Below are 19733 nucleotides of genomic sequence, written 5' to 3'. Positions count from 1 at the left end.
CGTATCGCACGCGCGGCGCGGCCCGGCGGGCTTCGGGCGGCATCACGCGGGCTCGCGGGGCGCGGTCTGCGCGGCGCGCTCCGCCAGCCATCCGGGCGCGGGCAGGCGTTCGAGCAGCGCTTGCCAGTAGGGGGGCGTGTCGAAGGCCGCGAGCGCGACGTCGGTGTCCAGTGCCACGGTCAGCGCCGATTCCCCGGACGTCAGCGGCTGTGCGTCGGCGAACTGCTGGCGCAGCACGGCCACATCGGCATCGGACGGATCGCGCCCGAGCGCCGAGCGGCGGACGACGCGCTGTTCGAGCCGTTCGCGCGGCGCGTGAAAATCGACGATGACGACGGGCGCCGCCTGCCTGCGCGCTGCCTCGATGAAGCGCGCGCGATGGGCCTGCCGCAGAAAACCGGCATCGACGATGACCGGGTAGCCGCTGCGCAGCAACGCATCGGCGATCGACAGCAGCCGGTCGTACTGGGCGTCGAGCGCCGCTCGCGCGTAGGCCGCGGCGGGCAGCGGCGCGCGATCGGCGGCCGCGAGCGGCGTGCGGCGCTTGCGCTCGACGTCGCTGCTGACGCGCAGCGCGCCGATCATCGGCGCAAGCGCGGCGCTGGCCGCCGACTTGCCGGACCCCGGGAACCCGTGGCACAGAATCAGGCTTGCGGTCTGCGGCGCCATCACGTGGGTCGCGACCTGCAGATAGCGCGCGGCGTCCGGCACGTGGCCGCGCGTGCCGGATTCGCGCGCTTTCAGCCGTGCGACGAGCGCGCGCACCAGCGCGCGATAGGCCGCGAACACGCGCAACGCCGCGAGACCCGCGAAGTCGCCGGTCGCGCAGACCCACTCGTTCACGAGCCGTGACGCGAGATCGGGCCGGCCGTACGCAAGCAGATCCATCACCGGAAAGGCCAGATCGCTGACGATGTCGATCCAGCGCAAGGCATCGCTGAATTCGATGCAATCGAACATCAGCACGTCGCGCCCGTGCCGCACGATGTTCGCGAGATGCAGATCCCCATGACAGCCGCGCACGAAGCCCGCCGCGCGGCGCGCATCCAGATGCTGCGCGACACGCGCGAGTTCCGTCGCGCAGCCCTCACGCAACGCGGACGGCACGCAGCCGGGCGCCTCGTGTTCGAGCGACGCGAGCACGCCCTCGATCTGGGTGCGCACGCCGCGCGCCGTGCCGAAGCGGCGCATCGGCGGATCGCGCGGCGCATGGCGGTGAAAGGCCGCGAGGCGCTGCGCGAGCCGGTCCACGTCGCCGCGCGTGAGCGCGTGGCGGGCGGCGAGCGAAGCGTACACGTCGTCCTCGCTGAAACGCCGCATCCGGACCGCGTAGCCGGCGGCCTCGCCGCGGGCGGCGATCGCATACGACCCGGCGCGCCGGACGACCGGCACGACGCCGAGATAAAGCGGCTTCGCAAGCGGCCGGTTCAGCCGCACTTCGTCGCAACACGCACGTCGCCGCGCGGCCGCGCTCGCGTAATCGACGAAGCCGAAGTCGACCGGCTTCTTGAGCTTGTACGCGTAGCGTCCTGCCAGATAGACGACGGACAGGTGCGTCTCGATGCAGGCGATCCGGCCGGCCGGATGCGGATACGCAGCGGCACGCCGCAGCGCGCGGATCATTGCGCGAAAGCCGCGCTTCATCGCACGCGCGCGAAATGACCTGAAAAGCGGGGTGAAGCGCGAAGCCGGGCGAGCGGGGGCGGACGGCATGGCGGGCGGCGCGCGTGGCGAGATCACTGCGCGCGCCGCGCCTGCCGCGACCACACGAGCAGGCATCCGATCGCACCAAGCATCCCGCCGAGATGCGCGAAGTGCGCCACGCCGCTTTGCGTGCCGCTCACGCCCAGCGCGAGTTCGATTACCGCGTAGCCGGTGGCGAAGAGCCACGCGGGCATCGGGATCGGCGGAAACAGCAGCATCAGGCGCCGCTGCGGAAACAGTACCGCATAGCTGACGAGCAGGCCGAATACGCCGGCCGACGCGCCGATCGTCGGCGCGCCGGCCGGCGGCGACACGAGTTGCAGGGCGATCTGCGCGATGCCGCCCGCGACGACGCTCGCGCCGTACAGCAGCGCAAGCCGCGCGCGGCCGAGCACGCCTTCGACGTCGCGGCCGAACACGTACAGGCCGAACAGGTTGAACGCGATGTGGGTGACGTTCGCGTGCAGCACGCTGTAGGTGACCAACTGATAGACATGAAATGGCGGGGCCCCCGGCACGCTCGCCGGTGCCGGGGGCCATAGCGCAAACCACGCGATCATCGGCTGCGGCGCCGCCATCTCAAGGAAAAACGCCGCGACGTTCAGCAGCACCAGTGCAATCGTCATCGCCACTCCGCAACGCGTCCCATGACCTCCGGGGGCGCATGTCCGCCCGCGGAGCCTCGTTCGTTACGCTAGGCCCGTTGCGTTCCGGACGTTTGACCCACGTCAGAAAGACCGCTGTGGCGGGGTCCATTATTTCGCTATCGGCGCTGCGCGCAATGTTCGATCGGTCAGGAGGAAGCCATGAAGACGGACCCGCAACTGAAGGACGAAGTCGAAGAGGAACTGGAGTTCGATCCGGCCGTCAACCCGGCACTGATCGGTGTCGAGGTGACGGAGCGGATCGTCACGTTGTCCGGACATCCGGCGAGCTACGCCGAGAAGGTCGCGGCCGAAAAGGCGGCGCAACGCGTGGCCGGCGTGAAGGCGGTTGTCGTGGACATGCAGGTGCGTTTGCCGGGCGACGATCCGCATAGCGACGAGGACACCGCGAGCGCGGTGCGCTCGACGCTGCGCTGGACCGTCGGGTTGCCGGAGGACGCCGTCCACGTGCAGGTCGAGAAGGGCTGGGTGACGCTGAGCGGCGAACTCGTCAACGCGCAGCAGAGCCAGCTTGCGGCCCGCATGATCGGTCATCTGCGCGGCGTGACGGGCGTGACGAACCTCATCGACGTAGCCGGGCCGAAAGCGGCTGCGGATGTCGCGGAGAAAATTGCGCGCGCGATGCAGCGTCACGCCGAACGCGAGGCAAGGCACATCCAGATCAAGGTGCGCGACGGCACGGTGACGCTGACGGGCAAGGTCGGCTCGTATGCGGAGCGCTCGCTTGCGCGCGGCGCCGCGTGGTCGGCGCCGGGGGTGCATGCGGTCATCGACGATCTGGATATCGAATAACGCGTGTGCGGCGCCGGAGCGCGCCGTCCCGGTGCGCCCGCCGGTTTCTGTCCGGGCAGCCGCGTATTTTTCAGGAGAATTCTTCATCATGACGGTGTCAGGCCAGGTTAGCGAGCACGACTGGACGGTCTCGGCCGAGGTCAAGCCGGTGGAGGGCGGCTTCGGCTGCACGATCCACGTCGACCATCGCGATCCGCAGGGGACCTTTTCCCATCAGTTCAGACATCACAAGGTCTTTGCCAGCGAACACGAAGCCGTGCTCGAAGGCTTGCGCGAAGGCATGATCTGGATCGAAGGGAAGATGGCGCATTCGATCCATCTCTGAAGCAGGGCGTCTCCTCGAAGCAGGGGTCGTGCCGGACGCGCCCGCCCGTGTCCCTATGCGCCGTCCGCCGGCGCGTCGCTTTCGCTCGCGGATTCCGGCAAGCCGTACCAGCGCGCGATGGCCTGCCAGATCGCCTCGGCGCTTTCGGCGAACGAAAACAGCGCGGCGTCCCCGGCGGCGATCATTCCCTCGTCGATCAGGAAATCGAAATCGACCGCGCGCCGCCAGTACGGCGCATCGACGAGCACGACCGGCAGCGGCGCGATTTTTTTCGTCTGCAGCAGCGTCAGCACTTCGAACAGCTCGTCGCACGTGCCGTAGCCGCCGGGAAAAAACACGGCTGCTTTCGCGCGTTCGAGCAGATGCAGCTTGCGGATCGCGAAGTAGTGCAGCTTGAAGCAGAGCCCCGGGCTGATGTACGGATTGGGAAACTGCTCGTGCGGCAACGAGATGTTCAGGCCGATACTCGGCGAGCCGGATTCGAACGCGCCGCGGTTGGCCGCCTCCATGATGCCCGGGCCGCCGCCGGTGACGACGGCGAGCCGCGGCAGCGCGCCCGAGGCGCGCGAGCGTCCGACGAGCCGGCCGAATTCGCGGGCGACCGGGTAATAGCGGCTCTTCGCGAGAAGCCGCGCGGCGATCGCGGCTTCTCGCCGGCAGGTCGGATCCGACGGCGCGGCGGCGAGCGCCGCGCGCGCCGCGTCGAGGCGCCGGTGCGCTTCGGCGGGCTCGACGAGCCGCGTGCTGCCGTAGACGACGATCGTATGATCGATCCGCTGATGCTGCAGGATCTCCTCGGTCTTCCAGAAATCGAGTTGCAGGCGCACGCCGCACATCTCGCGGCGTTGCAGGAACGCGCGGTCCTCGTCGGCCTGCCGGTAGCTCGGGCTCGCGACAAGCTGCCGCACGCGCTCGGCGGCTTCGCGTTGCGCATCGTCGTCCGCGGGCCCGACGCTCAGCGTGTCGCCCGCCGGCAGCGGCTGCGCTTCGGCGGGGGCGGCGGCCGTCGCGGGGGCGGGCGCCGGGGCGGCCGTATCGGAGTGTTCCGTCATGGTGCGAGAAAGGGTGGCTGCACGATTGCCGCAGGAACATTGCTGCAAGGTTGCCGCGCACGCGCGAACCGGCGCTGAGGCCGGAAGCACGATGGCGTCGCGCACGCATCCGTGCGCGCCCCTTGCGGGGCCCAATGAGCGTCCCGTTCCAGTGTGGCGAATCGCGGCGCGGTTCCGTTGACGCAGGTCAAGGCGGCGGAGGCGGGACGTGCCGCGCCGCGCTGCGCGCGCGTGCGCGCATGGGCGCGCGCCCGGGCCGCTCAGGCAACGCGCGCCAGAACTGCACGAGCGCCGGATAGATCGCGCGGCGCCACGGTTCGCCGCTGAAAAGTCCGTAGTGATCGCAGGCGGGAATCGTGAGGGTCAGACGCGGCGGCTTCGCGCGCATGCCGCACAGCGCATGCGCGACATGCGTCTGCCCCGCGCCGGTGATGCTGTCGCGCTCGCCCTCGACCGTGCACAGCGGCATCGACGCAAGCGCGCGCAGGCGCACCGCACGCTCGCCGATTCGCCACGTGCCGCGCGCGAGCCGCTGTTCCTGAAAGACGATGCGGATCGTGTCGAGGAAATAGCGCTCGTCCATGTCGAGCACGGCCGCGTATTCTCCGAGTCCGCGCAGGCTGCGCGCGATCGCGTCGCGGTCTCCGGCAAGACGGCTCGACCAGTAGCCCGCTTCGAGCGCCAGGCGGTGCTGCGCAAACGCGCCGAGCATCGCGGCCTGCTGATAGAAGCCCGGGTACACGCGCCGGCCCGCGCCCGGATAGGGCGGCGGCACGACGTCGATGAACGCGCTGCGCAATGATGCGATGCCGGTTGACTGCGCGAAGCGCGCGAGCGCGCCCGGGTGAATCCGTGCGTCGATCGGGCCGCCCATCAGCGTGATGGATGCGGCGGACTGCGCGGCGGACTGCGCGCCGGCATCGGCAGCCAGCGCGAGCGCGGCGAGCGCCGGCACGGCGCCCTGGCACACGCCGACCACATGGGTCCGCGCGTCGCCGATCGCATGCAGGAAGCGCCCGACGGTCAGCACGCAATCGTCGAGGCCGAACAGGCCGTCGGCGAGCGGCACATCGCGCGCGTCGGTCCAGTCGGTCAGATAAACGTCGCCCGACGCGAGCAGTGTTTCGACCGTCTCGCGCAGCATCACCGCATGATGGCCGGCGAGCGGCGCGCACAGCAGGATGCTGGCGGCGGCGCGGCGGGCGGGCGTGCACGCGTGCGGATCGCAGGCGAAGTGACGCAGCGTGCAGAACGGCGTGCGGTCGGCGATGCGCTCGATCACCGGCACCGCATGGCCGTCGCAGAGGACCGCGCGGATGTCGAAGCCGGGAACCGGCCGCGGCACCGGCAGCGGCGGTATGGGGGGCAGCGGCTGCGCAAGGCTGTCGTGCCCGCCGGCCAGCGGCCAACCCAGAGCGCCTGCGACGCGCAGCAGGTTGCGCTGCGCTTCGAACCACGCATACCACATGATGTGTCCTCGCGGATAGGCCGGATGCGGTGCATCGGACCGGCATCGCGTGCGCGGCGCGGGCCGCGCACGCGTGATCGTTCGACGATAACGCGCGGCGCGCGGCAGCGCTTGATTCCGATCAAGGCCGCGCGGGCACGGGCTTTTGTTGATCGACATCAAGCACCGCGCGATGCCCGCTCGTACGCTGCAAGCATCGGCAGTGGAGCTCGCCGTGGCGCCGAGAACTGCCTGATACAAGGAGCCATGATGTCGCACGTATCGTTGACGAGGGCACGGCACATCGCCGCGCTTGCGGGCCTGGTGGCCGCATGCGCGCTGGGCGGCGTGCCGGCGCACGCCCAGGATGCCCAGGATGGCGGTGCGCCGGCTGTCGTGACGGCCGGCGGCGTCAGCTACGTGACGGGCGGCGTGGGCGAGGACGAGTCGTCCGCGATCCGCGCGATGGCGTCGCGCTTTAACCTGCGTCTGCTGTTTGCGACGAAGGACGGCACCTACCTGTCCGACGTCGAGGTGCTCATCACGACCGAGCCGAGCGCGAAAATCCTCCAGATCCGCTCGGACGGTCCGATGGTGGACGTGCGTCTCGCGCCGGGACGCTACCGGATCGACGCCACCGCGGACGGCAACCTGCAGGAGCGCCATGTGAGCGTGCCCGCGCACGGCGGCGTCGACGTCAATTTCTACTGGGGATGACGAGCATGAACTGGCTATCGGAATATTTTGCACAACGAACAAGTCCGCTTTCCGTCGCGCTGTGGGCGCATCCGCCGCTGCTGCTCGGCCCGGACGGACCGGTTGCGCAAGCGGCCCACTACCTGCCGTATCCGGGCGTCAAACTCGTCCATGCGGCGGCTGAAACGATCGCGCACGGCGGGTGCACCTACACGCTGCCCGCGCGCTACGACACGGTAGGTCCGCTCACCACGTACACGGAAGGCGAAGGGCCGGTGCGCGACATCCCTGGGTTTTTCCGCAAGATTTCGATCTTTGCGCCCTCGCAGTTCAATCCGGACTTCGTCATCGCGATCAACGACACGTTCATGTTCGTGCCGGTGTTCGCCGCGGACGGCGCGCCCGGTTTCGCGGGGCTGTGTGCCGCGCCCGCGGCGCCGGCCGAGCCGTCGTGCATGGCGCTGCCGTGGACTTTCGAGGGCTACGTCAGCATCTGACGGCACGCGGCGCCGTGCCGCACTTTCCCCGAAGGAGCACGAGATGACCGAAACGCGCGCGCCTATCGTCTGGTTCGAACAGCTGCGCCGCAGCGACGTCCCCCGCGTGGGCGGCAAGAATGCGTCGCTCGGCGAGATGGTCGCCCATCTGTCGGCGCAAGGGGTGAAGGTGCCGCCTGGTTTTGCGACGACCGCGGAGACCTATTGGCGCTTCATCGACGCAAACGGCCTGCGCGAGCCGATCGCCGCCGCGCTCGGCGAACTGGCGGCGCGCAAGGCAACGCTCGCCGAGACGGGGGCCGCGATTCGCCGCGCGATGCTGCGCGGCGAGTGGCCCGCCGACATCGCGGCGGCCTTGCGCGACGCATACCGGACGCTGTGCCGCCGCGCGGAGCAGGACGACGTGGATGTAGCGGTGCGTTCGAGCGCGACGGCCGAGGATCTGCCGGATGCGAGCTTCGCGGGACAGCAGGAGACGTATCTGAACGTGCGCGGCGAGCGCGCACTGCTCGATGCGTGCCGGCGCTGCTACGCGTCGCTATTCACCGACCGCGCGATCGCGTACCGGCGGGACAAGGGCTTCGACCATCTGCAGGTCGCGCTGTCGATCGGCGTGCAGCGCATGGTGCGCTCGGATCTCGGTGGCGCGGGCGTGATGTTCTCGCTCGACACGGAAACGGGCTTCGACAGGATCGTGCTGATCAATGCCGCCTGGGGGCTCGGCGAAAACGTCGTGCAGGGCGCGGTCGATCCGGACGAGTACGAAGTATTCAAGCCGCTGCTGGACGATTCCGCACGCAGCCCGATCGTCGGCAAGACCTGCGGCGAAAAGGCTCACAAGATGATCTATGCGGGCGACGGCGACCGTCCGACCCGCAATGTGCCGACCTCGAAGGCCGAGCGCGCCGCGTTCGTGCTGCCCGACGCCGACATCCTGATGCTCGCGCGCTGGGCCTGTCTGATCGAGGCGCACTACGGCTGCCCGATGGATATCGAATGGGCGAAGGACGGCGCGAGCGGCGAGATATACGTCGTCCAGGCGCGCCCCGAAACAGTCCAGTCGCGCCGCGAGGCCGGGGCCGTGAAGACCTGGCGGATCGGCGCCCGGGGCCGCACGCTGCTCACCGGCGTGAGCGTCGGCGAAGCAGTCGCGACCGGTCCCGTGTGCGTGATCGACAGCGCACGCGATATCGCGCGCTTCGTGGACGGGGCGATTCTCGTCACGCAGACGACCGATCCCGACTGGGTGCCGGTCATGCGCCGCGCCGCCGCGATCATCACGGACCACGGCGGACGCACGTCGCACGCGGCGATCGTGAGCCGCGAGCTGGGGTTGCCGGCCATCGTCGGCACCGGCGACGCGACGCTGCGGCTGCATGACCAGCAGACCGTGACCGTATCGTGCGCGGAAGGCGAACAGGGCTTCGTGTACGAAGGGGCGGCGCAGTATGACGTCGAGGAGATCGACTTCAGCCAGATTCCCGCCACGCGTACCCAGGTGATGCTGAATCTCGCGAATCCGGCGGCGGCGTTTCGCTGGTGGCGGATCCCGGCGGACGGCATCGGGCTCGCGCGGATGGAGTTCGTCGTGAGCAACCATATCAAGGTGCACCCGATGGCGCTGGCGCGCTACGACACGCTGCAGGACGAGAACGCGCGGCGCGCGATCGCCGCGCTGAGCGCGGGCTATGACGACCGGACCGAGTACTTCGTCGACCGGCTGGCGCGCGGCCTCGCGCGCATCGCGGCGGTGTGCTACCCGCATCCGGCCATCGTGCGGATGAGCGACTTCAAGACGAACGAGTACGCGCATCTGATCGGCGGCGCGCAGTTCGAGCCGCGGGAAGAGAACCCGATGCTCGGCTTTCGCGGCGCATCGCGCTATTACTCGCCGCGCTATCGCGACGGCTTCGCGCTCGAATGCCGCGCGATCGCGCGGCTGCGCGGCGCGATGGGCTTCACGAACGTGATCGTGATGATTCCGTTTTGCCGCTCGACAAAAGAGGCCGACCGCGTGCTCGCGGTGATGGCGGAAAACGGACTCGTGCGCGGCGACGCGGGCTTGCAGGTGTACGTGATGTGCGAGATCCCGTCCAACGTGATTCTGGCAAAGGCGTTCGCCGAGCGCTTCGACGGCTTTTCGATCGGCAGCAACGACCTGACGCAACTCACGCTCGGCGTCGATCGCGATTCCGCCGAACTGGCCGAGCTGTTCGACGAGCAGGACGAAGCGGTGAAATGGATGATCGGCAACGTGATCGAGCAGGCGCATCGCGCGGGCGCCAAGGTCGGCCTGTGCGGCCAGGCGCCGAGCGACCATCCGGAGTTTGCGGAATTCCTCGTTGCGTGCGGGATCGATTCGATGTCGGTGAGCCCGGACAGCTTCGTCGCGGTCAAGCGCCGCGTCGCCGCGGCGGAGGCGGCCGCCGCCGGTCGCCCGCCTGCCGGCGGGTAGCGGGACAGGCCGCGCGGCGAGGCGCGCAATGTCGAAAGGACGGGCCAGGGAGACGGCCATGCGGGTGAAGGACGTGATGAAGCGGGCAGTGTGCATCTGCCCGGACGAACCGGTCTCGGCCGCGGCGCGCGTGCTGAAGGCGCATAACGTCGGCTGCCTGCCGGTGTGCGACGACGGCCGCGTGATCGGGATAGTGACCGACCGCGACATCGTGATGCGCGGCGTGGTCGATGCACGTCGCGCGGAGCAGACGACGGTGCGCGAGGTGATGTCGATCGATGCGCTCGTATGCTCGCCGGACGACCCCGCCGGGCGCGTGGTCGAGCGGTTGCGGGGCGCACGGGTGCGGCGCGCGGCAGTGGTCGATCGTGCCGGGCGCGTGGTCGGCGTGGTTTCGCTCACCGACTTCGGCGAGAGCGGCTCCGCGCGCCGCCCGTTCGAAATCGTTTTCTACAAGGAAATCCTCGACCATGGGGGCTTCGCGCATCGTAGCGAGCTGATGCGCGTTGCGGTGGGGCAAGGTCCGCGCGACGCCGCGATCCGGCATGCCGTGCGGGCGTTTCAGGCCTACGCGCACGTGTCCAACTGGCGCACCGCAGCCGACGGCTACGAGGTGATCGAAACACATGCCGGACCATGACGCGGACCCATCCCGGCAGTCGGACGGACAGCGACCGCACGCACGTGCGCGCAGCGGCGAGTCCGCTCCCCTGTCACGCGTCGCGCCGTACCGGCCGCCCGGCGACGCGGACCTCGCCGGGGCGAGGTCCGCGCCTCGCGTCGCACCGGGGCGGCCGGTGCCGCTCGGCGTCGAGGAAGGGCCCGGCGGGTTCAACTTCGCGGTGTTCAGCCGGCACACGGAGCGGATCGAACTGCTGATCTTCGCCGACGCGGCGAGCGCGTCGCCGCTCGCGACGGTCGATCTGCAAGGCCCCGCGCATCGCACGGGGGATGTCTGGCATGCATTCGTCGCCGGCCTGCGGTATGGCGACGCGTATGGGTACCGCGTATGGGGACCGTGGGCGCCGGAGCGCGGACACCGCTTCGACAGCCGCGCCGTGCTGATCGATCCGCACGCGCTGGCGGTCGTGCTGCCCTGGCGGCCGGCCCCGGCCCAGCCGCCCGCGGAGGACGACCGGCGCGCTCCGGCCGAGGGCGGCCGGGCCGTGCTCGTCGATCGGCGCTTCGACTGGCAAGGCACGGCGCCGCCGCGTACGCCATGGTCCGATACCGTGATCTACGAGACCCACGTGCGCGGCCTGACGATGCATCCGTCCTCGGGGGTCGTGCATCGCGGCACGTTTCTTGGGGTCGTGGAGAAAATTCCGTACTTTCGCGAACTCGGCGTGACGGCGCTCGAACTGATGCCGGTGCAGGCGTTCGACGGCGCGCGAACGCTTCGCCCGGATCCGTCCGGCGGTGCGCCGCTGCGCAATTACTGGGGCTACGACACGATCGCATTCTTCGCGCCGCACGCGGCGTATTCGACATGCAGTGCGCCGGGCATCGAAGTCGCGGAGTTCAAGACGATGGTGCGCGAGCTGCACAGAAACCACATCGAGGTGATTCTCGACGTCGTCTTCAGCCACACCGGCGAGGGCGACGGGGACGGCCCGCTGCTGAGCTTTCGCGGCCTCGACAACGCCGTGTATTACATGCTCGAAGGGAGCAGGGCCGCCTACCGGAACTACTCCGGCTGCGGCAACACGTTGAACTGCAACCACCCGGCGGTGCGCGAGTTCATCGTCGACTGCCTGCGCTACTGGGTCGCGGAGATGCACGTCGACGGCTTTCGCTTCGATCTCGCGTCGATCCTCGGACGCGACGAACGCGGCCGGCTCGTATCGAATCCGCCGGTGCTCGAACGCATCGCCGAGGACCCGATCCTGCGGCACGTGAAGCTCATCGCCGAAGCGTGGGACATGGGCGGCGCGTATCAGGTCGGACGTTTCCCCGGGCAGCGCTGGGTCGAATGGAACGCCCGTTTTCGCGAGGACGTGCGGCGCTTCTGGCGCGGCGATGCCGGCACGACCGGCGCGCTCGCGACACGCCTGTGCGGCAGCGCCGACCTCTATCAGCGCGGCGGCAAGGAGCCCGTGAACAGCGTGAATTTCGTCGCGTGTCACGACGGCTTCACGCTCCATGACGTGGTCAGCTACGCGCGCAGGCATAACGGCGCCAACGGCGAGGACAACCGCGACGGCGCCGCCGACGAATACAGCGCGAACCACGGTGCCGAAGGCGTCACGGACGATGGGCGGATTCGCCGGATCCGGCTGCGGCAATGCCGGAACATGCTCGCAGTGCTGCTGTTTTCGCGCGGGGTGCCGATGCTGCTCGGCGGCGACGAATTCTGTCGCACCCAACAGGGCAACAACAATCCGTATTGCCAGGACAACGCGCTGTCGTGGTACGACTGGCGGTGCGTCGCGCGCTACCGCGAGATGCACCGCTTCGTGCGTGAACTGATCGCATTGCGGGTGCGCCATCCGGTGCTGAGCCGCGATGCCTTCTACACGGACGAGGACATCGCCTGGTTCGGTGTCGATGGCGGGCCGCCGGACTGGGACGGCGCAGCCCGCGCATTCGGCTGCACGATCCGCCCGGCGTGCGTCGCGGGCGTGCGCGAGCCGGGTGCGGCGCTGTGCCTGCTCGTCAACGGCGGGAGCGCGCCGCTCGGGTTCGCGCTGCCGGCGGCGCGCTGGCGCGTGGCGGTCGATACGGGCCGCGCCGCACCCTGCGACGTGTGGCCCGCGGAGCACGGACCCCGCGCGGCGGCGGACGGGCGCTTCGTTGTCGCGGCGGGTTCGCTCGTGCTGCTGGTGGCCGGGTGAAGAATGCGAAGCGGCAGGCGTGGCCGACCGACGCGCGGGTTGACGTACCTCAAGTCCCCGGTCGGCGCGGACTCTATGCTGGGATGACGGTTGCGCTCGCCGCGCAACAGCGTCGCAACGAGGAGAGCGCCATGAAGGTCAATGAAATCTGCAGTCAGGGTACGGTTCATATTCCGATGTCGTGCAACCTGCAGACGGCGTCGGTGCAGATGCGCGACCAGCATGTCGGCGCGCTGATCGCCACGAGCGACGGAGCGATCCCGCGCGTCGCGGGTGTCGTGACCGATCGCGACATCGTGCTGAAGGCGGTGACGCTCGGCGCATCGCCGGGCGACATGCTCGTGGCCGACGTGATGACGCCGCAGGTCGTGACCGTCGGCTTCGATGCGGATCTGCCCGACGCGATGCAGATGATGGCGAGCCACGGCGTGCGCCGGCTCGCCGTCACCGACGACGACGGACAGATCGTCGGCGTGCTGTCGCTCGATGACGTGATCGAGGCGCTCGGCCGCGATCTCGCGCTGCTCGCGAGCATCGTCCGCTACGGGCAGAACCGCGAGAGCCTCGGCTCCGTGCAGGCGCCGCTGCACGGCTGAGGCGCGACAGCGGGCGACGGACGGGCGCAGGAGCGACGCAATGAGTATCGACAGCCTGGAACAGGCAATGGACGCGGGCTCGATAGCCGTCAGGCAGCAACGGTTGATCGCGCTCGGCGTGGCGCTCGCGCTGCGCGGCGACGAGTGTGTCGCGCTGCATCTGCGCGACGCGCTGGAGGCAGGCGTCGCGCGCGACGAACTGGACGATGCCGTGGCGGTGGCCGCGGCGATCGCAGGCGCGCCGCAGGCATCCGGTGCGTGCGGTGCATCGTGCCGCGCGCGCCTGTGCGCGGCGCTCGAACGGCTCGATGCGAGCAGGCACGCGCAGCCGGCGGGGACGTCCCCGCACACGCTGGCAGGACGACCATGGCGCAGATCGTAACGGTCACGTTGAACCCGGCGGTCGACGTGTCGACTGCCGTCGAGCGCGTGCTCGATACGCGCAAGCTGCGCTGCGACGCGGCGCTCAGGCATCCCGGCGGCGGCGGCATCAACGTCGCGCGGGTCGTGCAGCGGCTGGGCGGCGACGGGCTGGCCGTCTATCTGGCGGGCGGTCCCACCGGCGACGTGCTGCGCACGCTCGTCGCGGAAGAAGACGTGCGCGGGCTCGCCATCGGCATTGCCGGCGAAACGCGCGAGAGCTTCTCGGTCTACGAGAAGTCGAGCGGCCGTCAGTATCGCTTCGTGCTGCCGGGGCCGAGCGTGGCCGAAGCCGAGTGGCGGCGCTGCATCGCACAGCTCGATGCGCTCGATCCCCCGCCGCATTACCTCGTGCTGAGCGGCAGCCTGCCGCCGGGCGCGCCCGACGACCTCTACGCGACGCTCGCGCGCGCCGCGCGCGCGAAGGGCGCTCGCGTCGTGCTCGATACGTCGGGCCCCGCGCTGCGCGCGGCGCTCGATGCGGGCGTGTTTCTCGTGAAGCCGAGTCTCGGCGAACTGCGCGAACTCTGCGGCCGGCCGCTCGCGAGCGAAGCCGAATGGCGCGAGGCTGCGCTCGACATCGTGCATGCGGGCGGCGCGCAGATCGTCGTCCTGACGCTCGGCGAATCCGGCGCGCTGCTCGCCAGCGCGCGGACGGTGCTGCGCGCGCCGGCGTTGTCCGTCCCGGTGTTCAGCGCGATCGGCGCGGGCGACAGTTTTGTCGGCGCGCTCGTCTGGGCGCTCGCGCGCGACGCGCCGCTCGATCACGCGTTTCGTTATGGGCTGGCGGCGGCATCCGCTTCGCTGGTGTACGCGGGCACCGGCTTGTGCAAGAAAGAAGACATCGAGCGGCTCTATCATGACATCGTCATGGGATGAATACACACACGCAGCGCCTGAACGCGGTGCGCTGCAGGGCGCACCGGAGCCGCCGCACGAGGCGCACGCGCCGCGCGCGCCAGCGTTGCCTGTGCCGCCCGAAACCGCGCCGGCTGCCGGCGGCGTGCCTCTCGGGCTGACGGGCGCCGAAGCCGCGCGTCGCTTGCAGGATCTGGGGCCGAACGCGATGCCCGACGTCGCGCCCGGCACGCTGCGCCGCGTGGCAGGCCGGTTCTGGGCACCGGTGCCCTGCATGCTCGAAGCGGCCGTCGTGCTTCAGCTGGTGCTCGGGGAATACGTGCAGGCCGTGGTGCTCGCGGGGCTGGTGCTGTTCAATGCGCTGCTCGGCCTCTTTCAGGAAGGACGCGCCCAGGCCACGCTCGATGCGCTGAAGGCGCGGCTCGCGCTCGTGGCCGCCGTGCGCCGCGACGGCGTCTGGACCACGGTGCCCGCGGCGCAACTCGTGCCGGGCGACATCGTGAAGCTGTCGCTGGGCGGAATTGTCGGCGCGGACGTGCGGGTGCTCGACGGCCAGGTGGAACTGGACCAGTCGATGCTCACCGGCGAATCGCTGCCGGTCGAGGCCGGCCCGGGGACCGATACCTACGCGGGCGCGCTCGTGCGGCGCGGCGAAGCGCTCGCGCAGGTCAGCGCGACCGGCGCGCGCACGCGGTTCGGCAAGACCGCCGAGCTCGTGCGGCTCGCGCACGTGACGAGTTCGCAGCAGGCGGCCGTGCTGCGCGTCGTGCGCAACCTCGCGGTTTTCAACGGCGGCATCGTGCTCGCACAGGTGGGCTACGCGGTATGGCTCGGCATGCGCTTCACCGATATCGTGCCGCTGGCCCTCACGGCGGTGCTGGCGGCGATCCCGGTCGCGTTGCCCGCGACCTTCACGCTTGCGACCGCGCTCGGCGCGCGCCGGCTCGCGTCGCACGGCGTGCTGCCGACGCGGCTGTCCGCCATCGACGAAGCCGCGACGATGGACGTGCTCTGCGCCGACAAGACCGGCACGCTGACGCGCAACACGCTGGCCGTCACCGAGGTTCGCGCGCTGCCGGGCTACGACGCGGCGCATCTGCTCGGGCTCGCCGCGCTGGCAAGTTCGGACGGGGGAGCGGACCTTGTGGACGCCGCCGTCCGGGCAGCGGCGCGCGCGGCGTGTCCGCCGGATCTGCCGGATCTGCCGGCGCTCGTGCGCTTCGTGCCGTTCGATCCTGCGCACAAGATGGCCGAGGCATTCGCGACCGGCGCGGATGGTGCGCCGCTTCATATCGTCAAAGGCGCGTTCGCGACCGTGTACGAACGCGCGGGACCGTGTCCCGCGGCGCTGGCCGACGCACGCGCGCTGCAAGCCGGGGGATTCCGGGTGCTCGCGGTCGCGGCGGGGCCGCCGGGCGCGCTGCGCGTGGCAGGACTGCTGGCGCTCAGCGACCCGCCGCGCAGCGACTCCGCGCCGCTGATTCGCGAGCTGGAAACAATGGGCGTGCGCACCGTGATGCTGACCGGCGACGCCCCCGCAACGGCGAGCGTGGTTGCGCGCGCGATCGGCCTGCGCGGTGCCGCGTGTCCGCCGGGCGCGTTGCCAGCCGAGCTGACGCCGGACCGGTTCGCCGTGTTTGCGGGCATCTTTCCGGAAGACAAATACCGCATCGTCAAGGCGTTCCAGCGCGGCGGGCATACGGTCGGCATGTGCGGAGACGGCGCGAACGACGCGCCGGCGCTGCGCCAGGCGCAGATGGGCATCGCGGTCGCAAGCGCGACCGACGTCGCGAAGTCCGCGGCCGGCATCGTACTCACGCAGGCAGGGCTCGGCGGGATCGTCAACGCGGTGCGCGAAGGACGCATCACGTTCCAGCGCATCCTCACGTACATGCTGCGCTCCGTCACGCGCAAGATCGACCAGATGCTGTTTCTGACAGCCGGGCTCGTGATGACAGGGCACGCGGTGCTGACGCCCACGCTGATGGTCCTGCTGATGGTCACCGGCGACTTCCTCGCGATGTCCTCGACGACCGACAACGTGCGGCCGTCGGCGAAGCCCAACGCATGGCGGATCGATGCGCTCACGCTGGCCGCGATCGTGCTGGGCTTCGGCAATCTGTGCTTTTGCACGGCGGTGCTCGCGGTGGGGAAGTTCGCGCTGCATCTCGGCAGTGCGCAGTTGCAGACGCTCGCGGCCGTCACGCTGGTGTTCAGCGGCGAGGCGATTCTCTATGTCGTGCGCGAACGGCGGCGCGTGTGGAGCTCTCGGCCGAGCCTGTGGATGATGGCGGCGTCGGCCACGGACGCGCTGATGTTCGTGACCCTCGCGACGCGCGGCATTCTCATGGCCGCGCTGCCCGCTGTCGAGGTTGTGGCGGTGCTGGGCGCGGCCGTCGCGTTGACGTTCCTGCTCGACGCGGTAAAAGCCGTGCTGTTTGCACGGCTCGCAATGACCTGATGCACCCGTGGCGCGCGATTCCGGTGCTGCGCGCCTCGCTGTCATCGAACGACTACAGCGATGCTGCAACGACGATGGCAATCTCGGCAGGTGCTGATGTCGCCGGCGTCATGCGTCGACCATACTGGTTTTAACGACCCGAAACACGATGTTCCGTCGTGATGCGGGCGCACACCAGGAGCGGGCGATGAACGGCAACGACATGTCTTTGCGGTCCCTCGTCGACAAGTGGCTGGCGCCGTCGCGCGCGATGCCGGCACACGTCACGCAGATCGGGTGGCTGCTCGCCACGCATAGCCGCTACGTACGGATCGAGGGCCGGACATCGCACGGCCCGCTCACGATCGTCTTCTTCCGGCACGGCGACGGTTCGTGGTGTGTGTTTCCGCCGCTGCGCAGCGCGCCCGCGATGTGCGCGCATCGCCTCGCGCACTGAGCGTCGATCGCCGCTGGCCGTGCGCGCACAACATCGCGGCGCGCACGGACTCCGGCGCGCGACGCATCGCGGTTCACCTCGTTCAATATCAATAGAGCAGATAGCGCGCGCGCAGCGGCGCAAAGCCCGCGACCTCGCGCGTCACTTCGCGCTCGGCCCGCTGCGCGGCCTGTGCGGCATCCGCGCCGTCGGCGAGTGCGGCAAGCACGTCGGCGGCGCCGAGTGCGGCCCCGGTTGCCGCCAGATCGAAGGTCTGCGGGTACAGCGCATGCAGCGTGGCGAGCATCGCCACGCCGAGCCGACCCGGCTCGCGCATCGGGTTCGTCGCGACGATGCGTACGCCGTGGCATACGACACCCCGCCACGCGGATTCGGTCGGCACGAAATCGACCGGCTCGAAGCGCGCGCCCGCATCCGCCGCGTTAAGCGCCGCGGCGAGCGCGGGCCCGTCGATCCACGGCGCGCCGATCTCGCCGAACGGCTCCGGCGTGCCGCGTCCGACGCTGAGGTTCGCGCCTTCGAGCAGCACGACGTCGGTGTAGCGGTCGAGCTGTGCGACGGTGCGCAGATACGGCGAGAGCGGAACCCAGCCGAGGCCGGTGTCGGCGAAACGCATCGTGCGTGCGTAACCGGTCATGCGGATCACGCGCAGGTCGGCGCCGAGATGCCGCTCGCCGTTGAACAGGCCCGCGAGTTCGCCGACCGTCATGCCGGGGACGAGCGGCAACGGAAAATACGTCGTGAACGACGGGTGTCCGGCGTCGGGCACCGGGCCGCCGAAGCGATCCGCACCGGGCGGCGCGGGGCGATCGAGGACGAACAGCGGAATGTGCCGGGCCGCGGCGGCCTCGAGCGCATAGCCGAGTGTCGTCTCGTAGGTGAAGAGCCGCACGCCCGCATCCTGGATGTCGAACACGAGGGCGTCCAGTCCGTCGAGCGACCCCGGGGGAAAGCGCTGCGAGCGGCCGTACAGGCTGTGGACGATCAGGCCGGTGGCCGTGTCGCGCGTATCGGCGAGCGGGGCGTCGACGTCGGCATTCAGCCCGTGCTCGGGCGCGAACAGCGCGGCCAGCCGGACTCCGGGCGCGTGCGCGAGCACGTCGGCGGTGCGCCGGCCGCGCGCATCGAATCCGCTGCGGTTCGTCACGAGCCCGATCCTCAGTCCCGCGAGCGGGCGGAACTGCCCGGCTTCGAGCACGTCGATGCCGACGCGCACCGGTCCGCGCGCGGGCCGAGGCCGCGCGGCCTGCGCGATTACGGCCGCGGCGGACGGCACGCGGCGTACGATATCCGCGAGCGTGACGGCCGGCGTACGGCTCGCGAGCACCGAGCGTAGTTGCGCGCGCAACGGTCGCGCGTCTCCCCGATCGTCGGGATAGACGCGATTGGTCAGGATGACGATGAACTGGCCGGTCACGAAATCGATCCACACACCGGTGCCGGTGTAGCCGGTATGGCCGATCGTGCCCACGGGCGGCAAGCGGTCGCGGTTCGCGCTCATCGGCGCGGAGAGCGACCAGCCGATCCCGCGCCACGGCAAGCGGTCGGGCGGGGACGCGGGCGTGGCGAGCGCCGCGACGCTCGCGCGGCTCAGGATGCGCGCATGCGTCGCGCGGCCGCCGTCGAGCAGCATCTGGGCGAATCGCGCGAGATCGCCGGCGGTCGAAAACAGTCCGGCGTTGCCGGCTACCCCGTCCATGCGCGCCGCGACCGGATCGTGCACGCGGCCGCGACGCATCCCGGTGCGACCGGCGGTGGTCGGTGCGCTGCGGGCCGCGCGGGCGGCGTCGGGCACGAACAGGGTGTCGTGCATCCCGAGCGGCGCGAAGATATGCGCGCGGCAGTATGCGTCGAGGCGCTGATGCGTGACGCGCTCGACGATCTCGCCCAGCGCGACGAAGTTGACGTCGCTGTAGATGACGCGCTCGCCTGGCGCCGCGACCAGCGAGGCGGCGGCGACCTCGCGCAGGGTGCGCGCGCGGCCGAAGCCCGCGGGCGGCAGCGGCAGATCGGGCGGCAGCCCGGACGTGTGGACGAGCAGTTCGCGCACGGTCACCGCCGCCTTGCCGTGGGCCGCGAACGCGGGCCAGTAGCGCGCGGCGGGCGCGTCGAGACGCACCCGTCCCTGCTCGACGAGTTGCATGATCGCCGTCGTCGTCGCGACGACTTTCGTCAGCGACGCGAGGTCGAACACGGTATCGGGCGTCATCGGCTCGTCGTGCGGTGCGCGGGCGCGCAGCCCGAACGCCGCGCGGTAGCGCACGTGCTGCGCGTCGCCCGCGACGATCACCGCGCCGGGTAGCCGTCGCGCCTCGATCTGGGCGGCGACGATCTGCGCCGTCGGTGTGTCGATCGATGCGTCGGCGGGGGCGCCGGCGGGTGTGTCGATCAGCGGCTCGGACTGGGCCCAGCCTGCGCGTGGCGCCATGCAGACAAGCGCACAGGCAAGCGCATAGGCAAGCGCATAGGCAAGCGCATAGACGAGCGTATAGACG

The 19733-nt window shown here is 70.3% G+C and carries 17 protein-coding genes; 12 read left to right on the top strand and 5 right to left on the bottom strand.

What is annotated here, in order from left to right:
* Positions 1 to 42: 42 nt before the first annotated feature.
* Positions 43 to 1644, bottom strand: coding sequence for a bifunctional aminoglycoside phosphotransferase/ATP-binding protein (locus AC3AP7_RS24040; protein ID WP_487362813.1), 1602 nt, complete (start codon positions 1642 to 1644; stop codon positions 43 to 45).
* 92 nt (positions 1645 to 1736) lie between these two features.
* On the bottom strand, positions 1737 to 2330 hold the full coding sequence (locus tag AC3AP7_RS24035) for a rhomboid family intramembrane serine protease (protein WP_487362812.1): 594 nt from the start codon (positions 2328 to 2330) through the stop codon (positions 1737 to 1739).
* 180 nt (positions 2331 to 2510) lie between these two features.
* On the opposite strand from AC3AP7_RS24035, the gene AC3AP7_RS24030 reads away from it, so the two are divergent.
* Complete coding sequence (locus tag AC3AP7_RS24030) at positions 2511 to 3161, top strand: BON domain-containing protein (RefSeq protein WP_487362811.1); 651 nt, start codon at positions 2511 to 2513, stop codon at positions 3159 to 3161.
* An 88-nt stretch (positions 3162 to 3249) separates the two neighbouring features.
* Positions 3250 to 3486, top strand: coding sequence for a UDP-glucose 4-epimerase (locus AC3AP7_RS24025; protein WP_487362810.1), 237 nt, complete (start codon positions 3250 to 3252; stop codon positions 3484 to 3486).
* A 53-nt stretch (positions 3487 to 3539) separates the two neighbouring features.
* Here the strand turns inward: AC3AP7_RS24025 and AC3AP7_RS24020 are convergent, their stop codons facing one another.
* Both AC3AP7_RS24020 and phaZ read right to left on the bottom strand, forming a co-directional pair.
* Positions 3540 to 4538, bottom strand: coding sequence for an LOG family protein (locus AC3AP7_RS24020; RefSeq protein ID WP_487362809.1), 999 nt, complete (start codon positions 4536 to 4538; stop codon positions 3540 to 3542).
* Between the two features lie 187 nt (positions 4539 to 4725).
* Positions 4726 to 6006, bottom strand: a complete 1281-nt coding sequence (gene phaZ / locus AC3AP7_RS24015) for a polyhydroxyalkanoate depolymerase (protein WP_487362808.1) — start codon at positions 6004 to 6006, stop codon at positions 4726 to 4728.
* Positions 6007 to 6252: 246 nt separating this feature from the next.
* Between phaZ and AC3AP7_RS24010 the strand changes: the two genes are divergently transcribed.
* From AC3AP7_RS24010 to AC3AP7_RS23965, 10 genes are all read left to right on the top strand, one after another.
* Positions 6253 to 6702 (top strand): carboxypeptidase regulatory-like domain-containing protein, encoded by a 450-nt coding sequence (locus tag AC3AP7_RS24010; protein ID WP_487362807.1) that lies wholly within the window; start codon positions 6253 to 6255, stop codon positions 6700 to 6702.
* 5 nt (positions 6703 to 6707) lie between these two features.
* Positions 6708 to 7178: a hypothetical protein gene (locus tag AC3AP7_RS24005; protein WP_487362806.1), complete on the top strand. Its 471-nt coding sequence runs from the start codon at positions 6708 to 6710 to the stop codon at positions 7176 to 7178.
* A 43-nt stretch (positions 7179 to 7221) separates the two neighbouring features.
* On the top strand, positions 7222 to 9633 hold the full coding sequence (ppsA, locus tag AC3AP7_RS24000; protein WP_487362805.1) for a phosphoenolpyruvate synthase: 2412 nt from the start codon (positions 7222 to 7224) through the stop codon (positions 9631 to 9633).
* Positions 9634 to 9691: 58 nt separating this feature from the next.
* The gene (locus tag AC3AP7_RS23995) at positions 9692 to 10273 is read left to right on the top strand and encodes a CBS domain-containing protein (protein WP_487362804.1); all 582 of its coding nucleotides are present in this window, start codon (positions 9692 to 9694) and stop codon (positions 10271 to 10273) included.
* The gene (gene glgX / locus AC3AP7_RS23990) at positions 10260 to 12467 is read left to right on the top strand and encodes a glycogen debranching protein GlgX (RefSeq protein WP_487362803.1); all 2208 of its coding nucleotides are present in this window, start codon (positions 10260 to 10262) and stop codon (positions 12465 to 12467) included. The genes AC3AP7_RS23995 and glgX overlap by 14 nt, the downstream gene beginning before the upstream one ends.
* Before the next feature lie 131 nt (positions 12468 to 12598).
* The gene (locus AC3AP7_RS23985) at positions 12599 to 13063 is read left to right on the top strand and encodes a CBS domain-containing protein (protein WP_487362802.1); all 465 of its coding nucleotides are present in this window, start codon (positions 12599 to 12601) and stop codon (positions 13061 to 13063) included.
* A gap of 40 nt (positions 13064 to 13103) precedes the next feature.
* Complete coding sequence (locus tag AC3AP7_RS23980) at positions 13104 to 13445, top strand: carboxymuconolactone decarboxylase family protein (RefSeq protein WP_487362801.1); 342 nt, start codon at positions 13104 to 13106, stop codon at positions 13443 to 13445.
* Positions 13430 to 14362, top strand: coding sequence for a 1-phosphofructokinase family hexose kinase (locus tag AC3AP7_RS23975; RefSeq protein ID WP_487362800.1), 933 nt, complete (start codon positions 13430 to 13432; stop codon positions 14360 to 14362). The genes AC3AP7_RS23980 and AC3AP7_RS23975 overlap by 16 nt, the downstream gene beginning before the upstream one ends.
* Entirely contained in the window at positions 14343 to 16802 is a 2460-nt protein-coding gene (locus tag AC3AP7_RS23970; protein WP_487362799.1) for an HAD-IC family P-type ATPase, read from the top strand. The genes AC3AP7_RS23975 and AC3AP7_RS23970 overlap by 20 nt, the downstream gene beginning before the upstream one ends.
* Positions 16803 to 17004: 202 nt before the next feature.
* Entirely contained in the window at positions 17005 to 17238 is a 234-nt protein-coding gene (locus AC3AP7_RS23965) for a hypothetical protein (RefSeq protein WP_487362798.1), read from the top strand.
* An 88-nt stretch (positions 17239 to 17326) separates the two neighbouring features.
* Here AC3AP7_RS23965 and AC3AP7_RS23960 read toward each other — a convergent pair whose 3' ends face one another.
* Positions 17327 to 19666: a serine hydrolase gene (locus tag AC3AP7_RS23960; protein WP_487364995.1), complete on the bottom strand. Its 2340-nt coding sequence runs from the start codon at positions 19664 to 19666 to the stop codon at positions 17327 to 17329.
* Positions 19667 to 19733 lie beyond the last annotated feature (67 nt).

It is taken from the genome of Paraburkholderia sp. PAMB 6770 (assembly GCF_057748135.1).
This window is presented reverse-complemented; position numbering and strand designations above follow the sequence as displayed.

Excerpts from the sequence above, each read along its gene's own strand:
- AC3AP7_RS24035 (WP_487362812.1), bottom strand. The coding sequence starts at position 2,330 with ATGACGATTGCACTGGTGCTGCTGAACGTCGCGGCGTTTTTCCTTGAG.
- phaZ (WP_487362808.1), bottom strand. The coding sequence starts at position 6,006 with ATGTGGTATGCGTGGTTCGAAGCGCAGCGCAACCTGCTGCGCGTCGCA.
- AC3AP7_RS23995 (WP_487362804.1), top strand. The coding sequence starts at position 9,692 with ATGCGGGTGAAGGACGTGATGAAGCGGGCAGTGTGCATCTGCCCGGAC.
- AC3AP7_RS23975 (WP_487362800.1), top strand. The coding sequence starts at position 13,430 with ATGGCGCAGATCGTAACGGTCACGTTGAACCCGGCGGTCGACGTGTCG.
- AC3AP7_RS24010 (WP_487362807.1), top strand. The coding sequence starts at position 6,253 with ATGATGTCGCACGTATCGTTGACGAGGGCACGGCACATCGCCGCGCTT.
- AC3AP7_RS24030 (WP_487362811.1), top strand. The coding sequence starts at position 2,511 with ATGAAGACGGACCCGCAACTGAAGGACGAAGTCGAAGAGGAACTGGAG.
- AC3AP7_RS23970 (WP_487362799.1), top strand. The coding sequence starts at position 14,343 with ATGACATCGTCATGGGATGAATACACACACGCAGCGCCTGAACGCGGT.
- AC3AP7_RS23965 (WP_487362798.1), top strand. The coding sequence starts at position 17,005 with ATGTCTTTGCGGTCCCTCGTCGACAAGTGGCTGGCGCCGTCGCGCGCG.
- AC3AP7_RS23980 (WP_487362801.1), top strand. The coding sequence starts at position 13,104 with ATGAGTATCGACAGCCTGGAACAGGCAATGGACGCGGGCTCGATAGCC.
- ppsA (WP_487362805.1), top strand. The coding sequence starts at position 7,222 with ATGACCGAAACGCGCGCGCCTATCGTCTGGTTCGAACAGCTGCGCCGC.
- AC3AP7_RS24025 (WP_487362810.1), top strand. The coding sequence starts at position 3,250 with ATGACGGTGTCAGGCCAGGTTAGCGAGCACGACTGGACGGTCTCGGCC.
- AC3AP7_RS24005 (WP_487362806.1), top strand. The coding sequence starts at position 6,708 with ATGAACTGGCTATCGGAATATTTTGCACAACGAACAAGTCCGCTTTCC.
- AC3AP7_RS24020 (WP_487362809.1), bottom strand. The coding sequence starts at position 4,538 with ATGACGGAACACTCCGATACGGCCGCCCCGGCGCCCGCCCCCGCGACG.
- glgX (WP_487362803.1), top strand. The coding sequence starts at position 10,260 with ATGCCGGACCATGACGCGGACCCATCCCGGCAGTCGGACGGACAGCGA.
- AC3AP7_RS24040 (WP_487362813.1), bottom strand. The coding sequence starts at position 1,644 with ATGAAGCGCGGCTTTCGCGCAATGATCCGCGCGCTGCGGCGTGCCGCT.
- AC3AP7_RS23985 (WP_487362802.1), top strand. The coding sequence starts at position 12,599 with ATGAAGGTCAATGAAATCTGCAGTCAGGGTACGGTTCATATTCCGATG.
- AC3AP7_RS23960 (WP_487364995.1), bottom strand. The coding sequence starts at position 19,666 with ATGGCGCCACGCGCAGGCTGGGCCCAGTCCGAGCCGCTGATCGACACA.